General features: G+C 48.2%; 14 protein-coding genes and 1 riboswitch. Of the genes, 2 read left to right on the forward strand and 12 right to left on the reverse strand.

What is annotated here, in order from left to right; genetic code table 11:
• Positions 1–10: 10 nt before the first annotated feature.
• Together purK and purE are read right to left on the reverse strand one after the other, a co-directional pair.
• Positions 11–1186: a 5-(carboxyamino)imidazole ribonucleotide synthase gene (gene purK, locus AC58QG_RS33790; RefSeq protein ID WP_497366403.1), complete on the reverse strand. Its 1176-nt coding sequence runs from the start codon at positions 1184–1186 to the stop codon at positions 11–13.
• A complete protein-coding gene (gene purE / locus AC58QG_RS33795) occupies positions 1183–1668 on the reverse strand; it encodes a 5-(carboxyamino)imidazole ribonucleotide mutase (RefSeq protein ID WP_497366404.1) in 486 nt (161 codons plus the stop codon). The genes purK and purE overlap by 4 nt, the downstream gene beginning before the upstream one ends.
• 132 nt (positions 1669–1800) lie before the next feature.
• Positions 1801–1902, reverse strand: a riboswitch (purine riboswitch).
• Between the two features lie 349 nt (positions 1903–2251).
• Here purE and AC58QG_RS33800 point away from each other — a divergent pair.
• Complete coding sequence (locus AC58QG_RS33800; protein ID WP_497366405.1) at positions 2252–2812, forward strand: YdeI/OmpD-associated family protein; 561 nt, start codon at positions 2252–2254, stop codon at positions 2810–2812.
• A gap of 51 nt (positions 2813–2863) precedes the next feature.
• Here AC58QG_RS33800 and AC58QG_RS33805 read toward each other — a convergent pair whose 3' ends face one another.
• The 5 genes from AC58QG_RS33805 to AC58QG_RS33825 form a co-directional block, all read right to left on the reverse strand.
• Positions 2864–3136 carry a Fur family transcriptional regulator gene (locus AC58QG_RS33805; protein ID WP_497366406.1) on the reverse strand — a complete coding sequence of 91 codons (273 nt, stop codon included), beginning with the start codon at positions 3134–3136 and terminating at the stop codon, positions 2864–2866.
• A gap of 169 nt (positions 3137–3305) precedes the next feature.
• Positions 3306–4286, reverse strand: a complete 981-nt coding sequence (locus AC58QG_RS33810; protein ID WP_497366407.1) for a pectinesterase family protein — start codon at positions 4284–4286, stop codon at positions 3306–3308.
• Positions 4287–4324: 38 nt separating this feature from the next.
• Positions 4325–5263, reverse strand: a complete 939-nt coding sequence (locus AC58QG_RS33815; RefSeq protein ID WP_497366408.1) for a polyprenyl synthetase family protein — start codon at positions 5261–5263, stop codon at positions 4325–4327.
• A 15-nt stretch (positions 5264–5278) separates the two neighbouring features.
• Entirely contained in the window at positions 5279–5911 is a 633-nt protein-coding gene (locus AC58QG_RS33820) for a response regulator (protein ID WP_497366409.1), read from the reverse strand.
• Positions 5908–8052, reverse strand: a complete 2145-nt coding sequence (locus AC58QG_RS33825; RefSeq protein ID WP_497366410.1) for an ATP-binding protein — start codon at positions 8050–8052, stop codon at positions 5908–5910. The genes AC58QG_RS33820 and AC58QG_RS33825 overlap by 4 nt, the downstream gene beginning before the upstream one ends.
• 237 nt (positions 8053–8289) lie before the next feature.
• Between AC58QG_RS33825 and AC58QG_RS33830 the strand changes: the two genes are divergently transcribed.
• Positions 8290–8490, forward strand: a complete 201-nt coding sequence (locus tag AC58QG_RS33830) for a hypothetical protein (RefSeq protein ID WP_497366411.1) — start codon at positions 8290–8292, stop codon at positions 8488–8490.
• A 125-nt stretch (positions 8491–8615) separates the two neighbouring features.
• Here AC58QG_RS33830 and AC58QG_RS33835 read toward each other — a convergent pair whose 3' ends face one another.
• The 5 genes from AC58QG_RS33835 to AC58QG_RS33855 are packed head-to-tail and all read right to left on the reverse strand — an operon-like array spanning position 8616 to position 14493.
• Positions 8616–9593: an aromatic ring-hydroxylating dioxygenase subunit alpha gene (locus AC58QG_RS33835; RefSeq protein ID WP_497366412.1), complete on the reverse strand. Its 978-nt coding sequence runs from the start codon at positions 9591–9593 to the stop codon at positions 8616–8618.
• A 22-nt stretch (positions 9594–9615) separates the two neighbouring features.
• On the reverse strand, positions 9616–10746 hold the full coding sequence (locus AC58QG_RS33840; RefSeq protein ID WP_497366413.1) for a BMP family ABC transporter substrate-binding protein: 1131 nt from the start codon (positions 10744–10746) through the stop codon (positions 9616–9618).
• Between the two features lie 7 nt (positions 10747–10753).
• Positions 10754–11239, reverse strand: coding sequence for a (2Fe-2S)-binding protein (locus AC58QG_RS33845; RefSeq protein WP_497366414.1), 486 nt, complete (start codon positions 11237–11239; stop codon positions 10754–10756).
• Positions 11232–13517, reverse strand: coding sequence for a xanthine dehydrogenase subunit D (gene pucD / locus AC58QG_RS33850; RefSeq protein WP_497366415.1), 2286 nt, complete (start codon positions 13515–13517; stop codon positions 11232–11234). The genes AC58QG_RS33845 and pucD overlap by 8 nt, the downstream gene beginning before the upstream one ends.
• On the reverse strand, positions 13501–14493 hold the full coding sequence (locus AC58QG_RS33855) for an FAD binding domain-containing protein (protein ID WP_497366416.1): 993 nt from the start codon (positions 14491–14493) through the stop codon (positions 13501–13503). Before AC58QG_RS33855 ends, pucD begins: the two co-directional genes overlap by 17 nt.
• Positions 14494–14789 lie beyond the last annotated feature (296 nt).

Raw genomic sequence — 14789 nt, forward strand, 5'->3', positions numbered from 1 at the left:
TGAGTTTCATTTACTTACTTTCCCAAATGCCTGTCTGTTCTATCCAAGTCAAAGCTTTCTCGACATCGCTCGTTAGGAGATTGATGTGACCCATTTTGCGTTTTTCTTTCGCTTCCTTCTTGCCGTACAAATGAACCTTCGCGCTTACGCCTAAAGCTTCATTTTCCAGAAAGCCTGGCTGCGCTAGTTGATCGTGCAGGGGAGCTATGTGCTCACCCAACAAATTGACCATGACTACTGGCGTCAACAATTCCGTTGAACCAAGAGGCAAGTTACAAATCGCGCGTACGTGCTGCTCGAACTGTGAGGTCCGGCAAGCTTCCATCGTGTAATGCCCAGAATTATGCGGGCGTGGCGCAAGCTCATTCACATAGAGCCCACCATCCTTGGTTAGGAAAAGCTCAACCGCAATGAGCCCGATCACACCGAGAGACTCAGCGATGCGAATCACCAGTTCTTCGGCTGCCTTCTGTACAGGCACAGGAATACGTGCCGGCACGATGGATTCGTGCAGAATATTATGAACATGTATATTTTCAGCAGCAGGAAATGCTTTAACCTCGCCGCGTGGACTTCTAGCTGCAATAACGGATAATTCCTTGTCAAAATGAATGAATTGTTCGAGAACCAGCTCAGTTTTGGCGCGGCTTAACGTTTCATAGGCTTGTGCCACTTCGTCTAATGAGCGAAGCACCCACTGCCCTTTGCCGTCATAACCGCCTGTAGCGGTTTTGAGTACGCATGGCGTACCGAAGCGCTCTGCTGCTTCCCGCAGCTCCGCTTCGCTTGTGATTTCCGCGTATGGGGCAACAGGGACACCTGCCGCTTCAATCGCTCTCTTCTCACGAAGACGGTGCTGTGTGGTGTATAAAAGATGACTGCCTTGTGGAACATAGGACTCTTCCATCAAGATGTTGGTGACGTGCGCGTCGACGTTTTCGAACTCGTACGTGATCACGTCCGACAGTGCGGCTAGCCTTCTAGCTGCCTCAACGTCGTCGAAATTCGCTTGAATTTGCTCATCGGCTACTTGGCCGCATGGTGCGTCCTCCGTCGGATCGAGCGTCACGAAGCGATACCCCATGTTGCGTCCGGCTAGCGTAAGCATGCGCCCTAATTGTCCGCCGCCAAGGATGCCGATTGTGCCTCCTGGCTGGATCACCTTACCGCTGGATGCCTCGCTCATAGCTGGTCACTGCTTTCTAGCACCGTTTGCGTAATACGTGCGCGGCGTGCTTTCACTTTCGCTTGGATCTCCGGATCAAAAGCGCCCAGAATCTGCGCAGCGAGCAAACCTGCGTTCGTTGCACCTGCATGACCGATGGCAACCGTAGCAACTGGAATGCCGCCTGGCATTTGCACAATAGAGAGTAGAGAGTCCATACCATTCAACGTAGACGTTTTGACTGGAACACCAATAACCGGAAGCTCAGTTTTGGCTGCTACCATTCCTGGTAGATGAGCCGCACCGCCTGCTCCGGCAATAATGACTTGTAGTCCACGTTCGATGGCCGATGCTGCATACTCGAACATCAGATCTGGCGTTCTATGTGCAGATACGACCTTTTTCTCATAGGCTACGCCCAGCTCATCCAACATATCACAAGCATGCTTCATCGTTTCCCAATCCGACTGGCTTCCCATAATTACACCAACACGTACCGTCATCTCAAACCTCTTTCTGAACGTCGACTTTTAAAACCTTCATATATAAATAAAAATGCCCAGAGCTAGAATTCACGATTCTATACGCTGGACAGCAAAAGAACCGAATGCAAAAAGACCATCATTTCCTATGGTTCCCCTCATTCGCTTCCTCGTAGTCCAAAAATTCATGGTTTTTGGGTAGATACTTCCAGGCCTTATTCCTGATTTTATACGAGTTGATTCGACATTTTCAATTAGTGCGGCTTCATTTCCCGCTTTCCTAGTTTACTACCAACTAACGTGCCATGTCAATTTGAAAAAACGAACGATTATGACTTTGTTCTTTTAAATAGTTCGCTTTTTAGGCACATTTTCAATCTTTTTCCTGTAAAGAGCAAAGAAGCGTTTCTCTACATCTCTAGATAAGAATATCCTTTGTTCACAGACTACGAATTCGCTTGCATGAAGAACCTTCATATTTTTCGACAATTTGACGTAGTAACATTAAAGAAAAGGGGCTGGTATCGTTTGAAAACCAGCAACCTACTGACATGCAGGTGTCAGTGTATTTGTTTATAATGAGACTCAGAGGTGACTGAAGCTAATGATAATAGATAAAATCGTCCCTGTTCACACTAGACAAGATTGGCGAAAGTGGCTTAGTGATAATCACAGCACGGAAGATTATTGTTGGTTAGTTCCTACAAGTCGCCATTCCGAAAGTTACTTAGATTCTGTTGAAGAAGCTTTGTGTTTTGGCTGGATTGATAGCACCATTAAAAAATTAGATGACACTCGAACCGCGCAACGCTATTCCCCCAGGAAAAAGAAGAGTAACTGGACAGAGCTCAATAAAGAACGCGTCCGGCGGTTAGATAAATTAGGCTATATGACAGAAGCAGGATATAAGGTATTGCCAGACATGGACACCAAATCCTTTATCATTCATGAAGATATCTTAGCGCAATTACGCCAGGACGAAGTGCTTTATCACCATTTTCAGGGCCTGCCAGAACTCTATGTTCGAATCAAGATCGATAATATCCAGTCCGTGCGGAACGATGAAGCGTTGTACCATAATCGACTAGCCAAGTTTATTGAACATACCCGTGTTAATAAAATGTATGGACAATGGCATGATAATGGTCGTCTTTTAGGATACTAATCAACAGTAAACGAAAAAAGAGGGGCGAATGCCCCTCTTCCCTTCTTCCACTCACGAACAAATAGCTGCTTCATATCGTAAAGAGGCTCCGCTAACCGTCGACTCATTCACTAATCCGAGCTTTTTAAAAACATGCAAAGAACTGTTAACCGTCATCGCGTTCAGATGCGGATATTCACCGACCATCGCCTCGCAAATGTCTTTCACCGTTGTGAATCCTTCTTGCTCATACAAAAATACAAGTAACGCGCGCCGCTGCGGTGTTAGCGGGATATTTCTAGCCCGCATCCGCTGCAAAGCTTGATTCAGATCATGTTTAACCATTAGGGTAACCTCCTCTTTCGTTTTTCATTATACGCTATACTTATTTATAATAATTATAATATAGTATTTATTATAGTTTTAGTGAGAATGGTTGTCAACACTAACAACCTTCCCTCCACAAAAAATAACCGTCATGAATCATCCCTGACGGCTTCTATATTCTCTTCTATCATGTACCGATCTTCGAATCTGTCGGAACCGCGGGGTCCCAACCATCCTTACCTGCAAGAATTCCCTGAACGGTCATCTTCTCCGCTTCACTTGCGCTCAATGCACTTGCCCACTCTGCACGGCCACTCGTTACAGCTCCTGGTCCTCTACTTCCAAACTCCATGTACCTAACCTCATCTATCGATTCCTGTTCATTCCATCGATCCCAGCCCACAGACTTAATATGCGGCCCTACCCAGCAATCAATAAAAGCGACTTTCGCATAATTCCGCCACGGTCTTCCCAACCCCACAGAATTCTCAGGCGCATCACCAGTCAGCTTACACCTCAGAAATACATAACCATATTGGACATCCTGTGGGGTAGATGCTGCCGTGATCCAGCCGCGTCCCAAGGAGACAATCTCACAATCTTGAAAGACAGCTGTCGCCGAGCCAAAAATAAAATCAACATCCCCCTCCACATAGCAGCGTTCGTAATACTGCCTCACCGGATGTCTCGGTGCATCTTCCCTTGGACCGCCAAGGCTGCCGCGATCTCGCGGTTTCGGAGGCAATGGTCCTGTGAACAGCGTGTCCTGATGCCCGAGGAATCGGCAATCGCGAAAGGCGACACAGTCTCCATCGACATAAGCAGCCAGCGCTTGCCCCACAATATCCCCGCTCCCCGCTGTATTCTCGAAGGTGATACCCTCCACCGTAATATGATCCCCGCCAATGTAAGCCGAGTAAGAATGAAACGTGTGGTAAGGTTCTCCACTCGGAAACAACTTTTTCGCATAATCACCATACGAGATAATGGTCGTTTCCGCGCCTTCGCCAATCAAGTTAATCCATCCCTTATCGATGTATACCTTCTCTTTATACACACCACTTTTGATGTGAATGGTTGTCGGCTCCCTTCTCCCCGCGGGGATTTGGTCAACAGCCTCTTGAATGCTAATGAAGTCTCCGCTTCCATCTGCTGCAACTGTAATCATGATCTTCCACCCTTTCTAGACGATAGAAAGAGCAGGCGCTACGCCTGCTCCGCTTCAACACCTAACTTTATGAAATCGCCCAAGGTGAGCGTTAACAATTCTTCCTTCCAAGGCGACAATGCCTGCAGCTCTCCCCATATCTCCTCGGCCTTCTGAATACAGACCGATTGAACAATCCGAGCATATTCCAAACAGCCAGAGTCCTGAATGAGCTCTTTTACCTTTTCTTCACTCTCCGCAAATTGCACAGCCGTGATTTCCCCAGCATAATAGGCTTTCACTGGTGAGTAAGTCTCATCTTCAATGGAGAGTAAATACAAGATCGGCAACGTCCGTTTCTTCGCCATTAAATCACTTTTCTCATCATAGCGAACGAGATCCCGTACATCATTTTGAATCTGGTGGAGGAGTCCCACGCAATCGGCCATCTGATGCAGCTGCTCTATCGTTTCTTCCGTACACCCTGTATCGGAGTAGCCCAAGAAGCAAGCAAGACGGAATAGGGAACCCGATTTCTCTTGGGTCATCCACAGGTATTCATCGACGGTGGAGACCGCATTGGTCACATCTTTATGCTGGCCGTTAATCGACCTAGCAATGATCTTGCTGATTTCGACCAGCATCTTTCCGCTGGCATTCAGCCTGCCCAATTCACCTACAACTCCCATAATTAGCGCTAATACAGCATTCAACGCACTTGCCGTGTCAACTCGCATCCAAGGCTTGCTCTCGCTATCCTGATCCTGTAGATCATCTACAATATCTAGGATAAGCACAGCCAACTCTGTCAATGCCGCACGGCGATGAATGTCAGGCGAAGTCCCACCTAGCATAGCGTGTGTACACAACGTGACTTTGGACCAAGAAAGACTCGAGGTCTCCTTATCTGACATACATGATCTCAGCAGTATTTTCAAATCCTCGTCAAACATATAATCATCCATCATCCGTGCCATATGCTGCTGAATGTCCTGCATGTAAAGTGCCTACTTTCAAGTGTAGTATTTACTTTTGATAAATTTCTCCAAAGCTTCTGTCCTTGATTTGGCGCCCCACTTGTCATAAATTTTACGTAAATAATTATCAACCGTTCGCTTGCTCATGAAGATGCGTTCCGCAATTTGTTCGTGTGTTGCCCCTTTAACCAGCATGTTCATCATGAGCACTTCTTCCTCTTGCAGCTCACATTCTTCTCCTGCATCGGCCTCATTTAATTGCATCTGGTTAAAAAAGGACAGCGGAATCATCGTATATCCATCTAAAATACAATACACCATGTTCTTAATTGTCCGCTCAGTCGACTCTTTCGAGAGTACACCGCTTACTTTCATTTCAATCAATTTATTATAAATGCCTGCCAACTCAATACCAGTGAAGATGACAATATGGATATGCGGATACAGCTGCTTGAGCTGCGCGGCAACCTCTGTGCCCGTCTGATCGGGAAGCTGATAGTCCAGAAATACGAGCCCAGGCTGATGAAGCTTCACATACTCCAAGCATTCCTTGGCATTACTAACAACCCCAACAACCTCGATACGATCTATTTCATCAAGCAACGTCTTCGTTGCCCGCGCGAATAACGGATGGTCATCGACTACTAATGTTTTGACGATTTCACTCATGCTGACATCACTTCCTCAGTTGGTATTGTGATTAAGATATGGGTCCCTTCCCCCACTGCGGTCTCTAGTTCAAAGCTGCCGCCTACATGCAGTACTCGGCTTCTCATATAGGCAAGCCCCATACCTGATGCGGCAATTTCTACTGCAACCTCTTCCTTCACAAGAAACCCTACGCCATCATCCCGGTAACTTAAGTAAAAGAAGTGCTCTTCTTCCCACAAGTGAAAGCTAACATTGGCCGCCTGTGAATGTTTCTTAGCGTTGTTAAGTAATTCTTGCACGATCCGGAAGATATGCCGTTTGGCCGATAAATCCTTGCCTTCGATGTCAGAAATTTGCTCTGCTCGGAACGAAATCTCGAACGGCGTCGTATAGGATTCCTTCTCAACGAACGTCTTCAAGGTTTGCTTCAAGCCTACCTCTTTCAACAGATGTGGATTCAACTCGAAGCAGCTCTGACGCAAGCTGGCATTGATCATTTCCACAAAGTTGTTCATACTGTTCAGCTGTTCACGATCCTCTTGACGCATCGATGGCTTTTCAGCCAATGTGGTTAATCTTCGCTTGAGGAAAAATAAATCCTGCATCGTTGTATCATGAAGATCAGTTGCAATTCGAACCCGTTCCTCCTCCTGCAGCTCGAACATAACTTTCCGTAACCAGAGATGTTCTTCCTGCGGGAGATGGGAAACCATTTGCTGGAGCCTGCCGGTCAGCTTACGAATCAAATACACATTCTCCATCCCTACTTCCAAATAGGAGGTAATCAGCTGCAGCCATTGCCATTCTTCTTTGGCGAGCCGTGTGTTCGTCTTCTTCCGTGTCACGATCAGATAGCTCGTGTACTCCTCATGGCAGTTCATTTCCATAAATGTATAGTAAGGATGATCCAGCATGTCAGAAGAATTCACCAAACGCTGAATTTCCGCCGTATCGATTTCACCTTCGCAAATAATTTCAATATCATTTTTATGCCGAAAAACAATCGCACCGCCTGCCACTTGCATCGTACCCACGATGTCTACAAGGATGATATCCTTTAAATCACGAAAACTGGAAATTGTACCCAGGTTTTTGGATATCTTTTTTAATGCAGACTTCAGCAAATATTTTCTTGGGAACAAATAAGGCTCTAATCGCGTTGTCCAATATTCTGCTGCGTACAACATGATAGATACTAGGAAGAGCGAGCCGCTGAATATAAATAGAAGTTGTTTACTGTTTGTCTCCCCATGAAAAATAAGTGCAAACGCTCCCGTGAACAGAATGACAGGTACAACCGCCATAAGGCAGGCAAACACAACACGCCGCACCACAAGACCGATATCATATAACTGATCCGATGCTATTAAATAGGAAAATGTAATTGGAAAAATGAGCAGCAGCCCGCTCGTGTAGATCGGATCCAAAATCCAGTCGCCAAAGATTAACTGAGGTAGAAAGGATAGACAGATGATAGGCAAAAACGAGATAAGTAGAGAGTAAAACACACTCTTCACTATGGCTGTTAGCGGCGTTTTCACTTTTCTAATTTTCAAAAACAAAGTTGATAAGAGAACTAGATTTAATGATATAACGATAATGAAGAAGCCCATCGTAAAGGAGCCGTCAAAACGATATACGAAAGCCATCGACGGAAAAAAATACAAACCTCTTGATAGAAAAGCTATAAACGCAATGGTGTATAAGTATTTAAAGTGCCGTTTGGGTAACTCTAGATCCCCTTTTTCCTTGAAGAATATAACTAGAAAGTGTAGAAAAACTATCGGCAGCACCATCATCGAGCTGGCAATGATCAGCTTCCCGATCAAGTCACCTCGTGTAGAAGCGCTCAAACTCATAAAGATCATAGCCGCGCTAAGGAAAGAGAAGGCTAGTAACCGTGCGGATGGTGATCGACTTTCCTTCACTAGCAGGAGCAAGCACATGAACAGACACACTGCTTCTTCTATTAAGGAAATGATGTCGAAGACTGATGAACTGCCACTTCTTAAATCGATCGTTTCTACGACACCCTCGCGCTCAATGCCGACCGTATTGGCTTTGCCCACAACGTTCCACCTTTTTACGGTAGGTGATTCTTCTGTCGGCTTTCCATCGATGGCAATGACTTTATCGCCTGGCTGGATGCCATTGCTCATACTATTTTTCTCAAGATTGCTGACGACCCACTCCCCCGTACGAGGTGATTCCAGATAAATTCCGTTATATGGGAAATGGAAGGTGATATATGTACACCAAATCTGCAAAGCTATGATTACTATGACGCACGAAATAACCCAAACTTTCCTCGCTATTTTCAATTATCTCTCCCCTAAATTCCAATATTTTGCTATAATGTTCCTTGTAAGCTAAAAGTCCTATGAGGAGCTGGAACCATGACCATTATTCAATTAAACCCAGAATTACAAAAATCCGTACATGCAGCAAAGCGAGCAGAATTGCGCAAGCAATCTGATTCCTTCATGGTAGCTCAGCCGCTGTCAACGCAAGAAGACGCTGCTATGACCAAAACCTTTTCAGCGTCTGCGATCATGAGACAAAGTGATTCCGAAGTTCGTTCTATCTATTGGTGGTAGTCTAGTAGTCTTATTTTACCAAATACAAAAAAGGATTGCATATTAGCTTCTGCTAATTATACAATCCTTTTTTTATTTCGTATGCATGACCTTCGCACTACTCTTCCCAGATCCGACAATTCTCGCTATGCTGTCCCAAATGTGACGCCTAGCTCACGAAGTCGTTTGCGGTACGCAATGCTCAAGCGATCGCACTTCAAATGCAGCTCGGCTTGCAAATCTAGCGGCAGCAGCTCCGGCTTCTGATTTTCAACCATGATCCGATCCTGCTCAATGAGCCGGTCTTGGAATTGGATAAACACCTCGTCGGGCTCGTCATACGCATAATTTCTTTGCTTCAGCATATAAGCCACGCTCGTCTGCTCTGTAACTGGCAGCACCATCAGAAATAACCGAAAGATATGATCAGACACATCGTCTCTCTTCGTAAAAGCTACACATAAAGGACCGAATACCTCATACACATAACGGCTATTTACCCCGCGCCCTGTCCCATCCGCATCCGGCTGATAGACGATGATTTCTTCAGAACGCAGAACGCCATCCTCTTCCAGCACGTGATAATCATTGATTTCAGCAAAATCACTATCGCCCAGCAGCCCCTCATGCACGAACATAAGGTGGGACACATCGAGGAAATTTTCGATAATGCGCGGCCCTGCTGCTTGCAGGGTGTAGGGTCCCATGAACACTTCCTTGAAGCCCTCTGGCACATAGGCGCTCACTTTAGGCAGCGGTCCAGCAGGTGTCCCTAAGCACACCCAGATCAGACCATGCGCTTCTAAACAGGCGTACACGAATGCTTTGGCCTTCGAGGGTATCGCTTGTTCCTTCGGTAAGGAAGGAATCCTGGTGCATGTGCCGCAACCGTTATAAGACCAGCCATGGTACGCACATACTAGCTCATCGCCGCTTACTTTCCCTAGTGAGAGCGGTACACCGCGATGAATGCATAAGTCTTTAAAGGCGTGAACGCCTTGCGTGGTGCGGAATACCGCTACTTTTTCGCCTAGTACAACAACAGCTTCTGGCTTATCCGTGAGTGCTGACGACAACAACACCGGGTGCCACTCATGAATTAATGCGAAATCTTGTATTGTCATCGCCACTCACATCCTTCGTACTCTATTTAGGAATGATCCCTTTAATGCCCTTAACAAACCAAGTCGTGCCCAGGATTTCTTCGTCTGTCATCTTTTTACCTGATTCGAAGCGTGTTTTGCCGTCTTGATCCACGATAGGTCCTTGGAACACCTCAAACGTACCATTCAGAATTTCCGCTTTTTTCTTCTCTACTAGCGTTTTTACATCCGCTGGCACATTTTTGCCAAGCGGGGCGATATCCGTGATGCCTTCTTTCATACTGCCGAAGTAAGCCTCGGATTTCCACGTGCCATCCATGATACTTTTCACCGTTTTCACGTAGTAAGGGCCCCAGTTCCATTTCGGGTTGGATATGTACGTCTCTGGTGCAAATCTGCCCATGTCGGAATCGTTTCCGATCCCCCATACTTTACGCTCAGCAGCCGCTTGAATACTGGCCGGTGAATCTTGGTACGCTGCTAACACGTCTACACCTTTATCCAGCAATGAAATAGCAGCTTGCTTCTCTGTGGCTGGATCGAACCATGTGTTACTCCAAACGACAGCTACATCGATATTCGGATTTACACTCTGTGCGCCAAGCGTGAAAGCATTAATGGTATAAATAACTTCTGGAATTGGGAACGCGCCCACATAGCCCAGATGATTGTTTTTCGTCATTTTCCCAGCTGCCATACCGACGAGGTAGGCGCTTTGATATTCACGTCCCATGTAAGTTCCTAGGTTCGGTGCTGTTTTGTAGCCAGTGGCGTGCAGGAATTTCACATTCGGATGCTTCGCCGCTACCGCCACCATCGGGTCCATGTATCCGAAGGAGGTTCCGAAAATAATGTCATTTTTCTGAGCCAGCTCTTCAAATACGCGCTCTGCGTCAGGGCCTTCCGGAATGTTCTCGACCGTCGTCGCTTTAATCCCCAGCTCTTTCTCCATCATCAGACGACCTTGATCATGCTCAAATGTCCAACCGCCATCCCCCGGAACACCGATATAGACAAAAGCAACTCTCGGCAGCTTTTTCTCTGTTGTTGCTGCAGTGGAGGCAGCTGCCGAGGAGGCTGGAGCCGTGCTCGATTCTGTCGTGGCACTCTTTGTGGAGCAGGCGCTCAAAATGACTAACATAATAGCAGTTATGGACAGTATGATTTTTCTCATATCGCTTCTACCCCTCTCTTTTTATGGACAATCCGCATTTCTCTACCGCTCTGAAAATCCCCTCATACCCTGTACACCTGCATATGTTTCCGCATAGTGCTTTCTCAGCCTCAGCCCTTGTTGGCGCAGGATTCGTTTCCCATAACGCGGTTAAGGTGACTACCATGCCGGCGGTACAATATCCGCACTGCAATCCTCCCTCCTCTAACATCGCTTGTTGAATCGGATGCAGCTCCTCACCTGATGATATCCCCTCTATGGTCGTAAGCTCCTTACCCGATGCTTGATACGCCATCAGTAAACAGGAATTCACAGGTTGACCATCGAGCAGAATCATGCAAGCGCCGCAGCGCCCAATCTCGCAAGAAACCTTGGTGCCGGTCATCAACAGGTCATCCCTCAGAACCGCTGACATCCTTTTGGATGCTGGGACTGGAATTGACACTGCCTTCCCGTTAATGGAGCAATCTAGTACAAAAGATGTATTAATCACTGGCCTCCACCCCTTCTAACCAATCGATGGATTGCACGATGTCTTCTGGTGATATGGGCAGCTGATTCACCCAAATGCCTGTCGCTTGTCTTACCGCCGCCGTAACCGCAGGTGCCAAGCCGACAGAACCGATTTCTCCAACGCCACGAGGGCCAAATGTATCTCCCTCAGGCAGCTCTTCAATGGCTTCAACTTGTATACTAAGCGGGCTATCGCTGAAAGTAGGAACGAGGTACGTATCTAAGTTATGCCTTATATAGCGGCTATCTTTCATGACGGCATCCTCGGTCAACGTATAACCCAAGGCCATCACACTGCCGCCCTCGATTTGTCCAAGAAAGCCCATCGGATTAATCACAGGACCTGCGGCAATGACGTGATCGGTCTGCAGTACCTTGACCCGTCCGGTCAGCATATTGACTTCCACCTCTACGATTGCCGCTGCGTACGAGTACAGGTAGTGCGCCCCGAACCGCCCTTCGGGCGTCGTCGGGTAGTCGAATTCCGTATGCGCAAGGATCGGCTTCACTGCTGCCGCAGCGGCCTCCGCATACGTGACAACCGGCTCCCCCGATTCATCACCCTTGTGATGTATCCCGCCTGCGCCGGTTGCAAGCTCTGCTGCCGGGACGCCGCAGAGCAGCGAAGCCTGCTCCAGCAGCGCCAGCACGAAGGCTGGCTTCAACCGCTGGAGCGCGCGCCACATCATCGTGGTGGCGCGTGAGGCCGTGCTCGAACCGCTGCTGGGCACGCGGTCCGTATCGCCGATGACGATGCGGATGTCATCGGCGGCGCAGCCGAAGCAGTCCTGCAGCATCAACGTGAGTGCTGCATAGAGCCCTTGGCCGAACTCCTCGAAGCCGAAGGAGGCCTGGATCTTGCCCTCCGGCGTGAGCTCGATGCGGCCGCCGGAATGATCAGGGATGCCGAGGCCGAGCCCGGCACCGTGCATCACCAGTGCAGCGCCGACGCCTCGGCGCAGCCACGGCTCTTGCGCAGCCGCTGGATGGCTGGCGCGCTTCGCCCAGAGCGGCGACTCCTGCGCCTTCGCCCACACCTGGGCCGCGCCTTCGGTAGCCACGATCTGCTGGCCCATCGGGCCAGGATCTGCTGGCTGGCGCAGGTTGAGCTTGCGCAGCTCCCACCCGTCCATGCCGAGCTTCTCGGCCAGTCGTTCAATTTGGCTTTCCACCGCGAAAATCACCTGATTACCGCCAAACCCCCGAAACTCACCGGACACACCATTATTCGTATAGACACTCTTTCCCTCTACATCAACATGCGGGATCTTGTAAGGGCCGATCGCATGCTCAGTAGCAAAATTCAGTACTTCACAGCCTAATGTCGCATAGGCACCTGTATCTGCGAGGATGCGAACTTGATGTGCGATAAGGCGTCCTTCTTTATCTGTCCCGGTTTTCATCGTGATCCGCATCGGATGACGTTTGATCCCCGAAATGACCGATTCCCGACGGGAATTGTGCATTTTGATCGGCTTCTTAGTCCTTAGCGCCATCAGTGCGCCGAATGGCTGCACATTGAGCTCATCTTTGCCGCCAAACGAACCGCCAATCGGGCTGGATACGACTCTGATTTGCTCTTCTGGGATGCCAATGATTCGAGCTAGCTGAAAACGATCCTTGTAGCCGTGCTGAGTTGGCGAGTAAACGGTCAGCCGTCCGTCAGCCTCAGGAATAAAGAGACCACCTTCGGTTTCCATATACGTATGCATTTGCCTAGGTGTCAGATAGGTTTCTTCAATAACGTGTGCACAGGTTTGGAAAGCTGCCTCGATGTTCGAATCCCCATGTTGCAGCGCCGTTTGATGGAGCAGATTCCCTTCGGGGTGAAGCAAGATCGTCCCCTTTTCCAACGCGGTTTCTGGATTATCCACCAGAGGGAGCGGCTCATACATGACCTCAATGAGGCTTAGTGCGTATTCTGCAATTTCTTCCGTATCTGCGGCAACGGAGGCCAGCGCATCCCCGATATAACGAACCCGATCCTGACAAAACACCGGCTGATGAGGAAAAGCAATACCGAATAAGTTCAATCCAGGCACATCTGCAGCCGTTAGAACTGCGCGCACGCCAGGTAATTGTTTAGCCTTAGTTGTATCGATGGAAAGAATCCAAGCATGCGGGTATTGACTCCGAAGCACCTTGCCGTGCAGCATGCCTGGCGCTGTTAAATCGGTAAGATAACGGAGCTCACCTGTGACTTTCTCTTTCCCGTCAGGTCTAATGATCCATTTCTTCGCATTACGATTGAGGAGCATAGGCTCCGCCCCCTTTGCGCCAAGCTTTGTAACACTCCGATATGATCAGATTCGCAGCCGTCTGTTTGCGATAAGCTACCCCGGCATAATCATCCGCCACAGCGTTGAAATCAGCCATCACGCCTTTGTGCAAGGTCTGCAACACTGCCTTCGATAACGGCTTTCCGATCATTGCCGCTTCCAAAGCTGGAAACCTCGCAGGAATCGCGGTACCTCCACCTGCTGCTAAGGCGATGTCGGCAATGGTTCCATCTGCCTGCAGGGAAAGTCTCCCCGCAACCGTGACGACCGATGGTGTAAATGCCTCTCTTCGTCCTACTTTGAGGTAGAACTCATGGATGATCCCCGCTTCTTTCGCAGCATCTAGCTGTCCATCCGTCGTACTAGCATTTTCAGGGTTCTCAGCGGCGTTCTCCGTGCCCTCCAGACTTCCTACTGTCTCTGTCTCCACAATCATACTCGTCATAATCTCGTCATGAGCCTCGAGTGGAGCAGCCAGCCAATCCTTCAACGCAATTGTTCGTTCATTCTGTCCATCTGTGCACCGTATTTGTGCATTCATAACAAGCAGTGCGGGAATCAGATCGCCTGTACGTGTCGTCACGTTGCCTCCAATCGACGCTAAGTTCCGAATCGACGGAGCCGCAATCTCCGAGCAGGCCTGCACGAGTAGTCCACATTTCTGCTGAACCAGCTCGTTTTTCATCAAATCTGCAATGCTTAGGGCAGGGCCTATATGAACTTGACCTTGGGAATTAACCGTTAATCCCGAGAGTACAAGAATTCGTCCAAGACTGATAAAATGCTGCGGCATTGGGGCAAGCCCATTTTCCCAGCGCGTGCGAAGCCAAGTACCTCCAGCAACAATGACAGCATCTTTGCCCCATATGTGCTTCAATTGGATCGCTTCCTCCACACTTGTCGGCTGCCATACGGAAGGCTGCTGCTCAGGTAGTTGATGCATTGGAACTGACATATTCAACCCTCCTCAGAGTTTCTGAATGACCACGTGCTCGTTATGGGTTCTGAGTTTACCGGAAGAAGCCTTGCTGCTTGGTGACATTATGCGTTCGCACTCCCACTTACGGAATGTCGTTCCGTTTCTTGGGCACTTTGCCCTCTACTCTGGTACCATTCATCTACTTCAATCGCTCTAATAAATTAGATCTACTATAAACAATATTCGAATTTAACGTCAACTAACATAACATCATTTTGTTTTTTTATATAAAAAAATAGTGCATCATTCGTATCGATGCACTCATCAGCTAA

The organism is Paenibacillus sp. J22P169, from assembly GCF_059691995.1.

Bases quoted from the DNA above. Each gene is read 5' to 3' on its own strand.
- AC58QG_RS33820 (WP_497366409.1), bottom strand. From the start codon at position 5,911: ATGAGTGAAATCGTCAAAACATTAGTAGTCGATGACCATCCGTTATTC.
- AC58QG_RS33830 (WP_497366411.1), top strand. From the start codon at position 8,290: ATGACCATTATTCAATTAAACCCAGAATTACAAAAATCCGTACATGCA.
- AC58QG_RS33855 (WP_497366416.1), bottom strand. From the start codon at position 14,493: ATGTCAGTTCCAATGCATCAACTACCTGAGCAGCAGCCTTCCGTATGG.
- purK (WP_497366403.1), bottom strand. From the start codon at position 1,186: ATGAGCGAGGCATCCAGCGGTAAGGTGATCCAGCCAGGAGGCACAATC.
- AC58QG_RS33810 (WP_497366407.1), bottom strand. From the start codon at position 4,286: ATGATTACAGTTGCAGCAGATGGAAGCGGAGACTTCATTAGCATTCAA.
- AC58QG_RS33825 (WP_497366410.1), bottom strand. From the start codon at position 8,052: ATGAGCAATGGCATCCAGCCAGGCGATAAAGTCATTGCCATCGATGGA.
- AC58QG_RS33800 (WP_497366405.1), top strand. From the start codon at position 2,252: ATGATAATAGATAAAATCGTCCCTGTTCACACTAGACAAGATTGGCGA.
- AC58QG_RS33835 (WP_497366412.1), bottom strand. From the start codon at position 9,593: ATGACAATACAAGATTTCGCATTAATTCATGAGTGGCACCCGGTGTTG.
- AC58QG_RS33840 (WP_497366413.1), bottom strand. From the start codon at position 10,746: ATGAGAAAAATCATACTGTCCATAACTGCTATTATGTTAGTCATTTTG.
- AC58QG_RS33805 (WP_497366406.1), bottom strand. From the start codon at position 3,136: ATGGTTAAACATGATCTGAATCAAGCTTTGCAGCGGATGCGGGCTAGA.
- purE (WP_497366404.1), bottom strand. From the start codon at position 1,668: ATGACGGTACGTGTTGGTGTAATTATGGGAAGCCAGTCGGATTGGGAA.
- pucD (WP_497366415.1), bottom strand. From the start codon at position 13,517: ATGCTCCTCAATCGTAATGCGAAGAAATGGATCATTAGACCTGACGGG.
- AC58QG_RS33815 (WP_497366408.1), bottom strand. From the start codon at position 5,263: ATGCAGGACATTCAGCAGCATATGGCACGGATGATGGATGATTATATG.